This window comes from Vibrio sp. 2033, assembly GCF_033339735.1.
This window is the reverse complement of record NZ_JAWOVC010000326.1, coordinates 1-719: the sequence shown is the minus strand read 5'-3', so window position 1 is coordinate 719 and position 719 is coordinate 1. Positions and strand designations below refer to the sequence as shown.

Sequence of the window (719 nt, the reverse complement as noted above, 5' to 3'; positions counted from 1 at the left end):
TAGAATCGCAACAAGTGGGTACACCATAACGGCAAACGCGCGCAGCATCACTTTTTCGCCCGCCATCATAATGGCAATCAAAGCGAACACTAATACGCCCGAAAGTAGCTCGCGTGGTAAGGCTTCCATCCCCGCTTGGTTCACCATAAAGCTGTCTACAGTATTGGTGATGCCCACGCCGTAAATTAACAGGATAGGAAAAATCGATAGGAAATAAAGCAGAGAGATTGAACGTCCCGCTTTTGCGCCAAAGTGTTCTTCAACCACATCGGTAAAGTCGGCATTTTTGATCTTAGAAGACAATACAAAGCGCGCTAAACCGCGATGGGCGAGGTAAGTCATTGGAAATGCCAAAAACGCCATTGCGACTAGTGGCCAAAACCCACCGATGCCCAAGTTGATTGGCAGAAACAAAATACCGGCACCAACGGCGGTCCCGAATAGGCTAAGTACCCAATGTGTGTCATGTTTTGACCAAGAGGTTGTTGTGTTTAATTCACTAGAATTTAACGTATTTCGAGATTCTTTCACTTAAGACTCGCCTTTATAAAAATAATAATGTGGCGGATGGTATCTGTTTTAGTGATTGTTATCACATCAACTATGTGGTGAATCGTGCTGATAAAAAGACAATTTTGTAAATTATCAAACTATGAATATTTTTAAAAACTAGATTTATGTTCTGAATTTTAGTGTATAAATTGAAGTTATTTACCAAA

The 719-nt window shown here is 41.0% G+C and carries 1 protein-coding gene; it reads right to left on the bottom strand.

The window, feature by feature from the left end:
* Positions 1–531: aromatic amino acid transport family protein (locus tag R7P74_RS26380; protein ID WP_318123603.1), on the bottom strand; the 531-nt coding region annotated here is incomplete at its 3' end.
* Positions 532–719 lie beyond the last annotated feature (188 nt).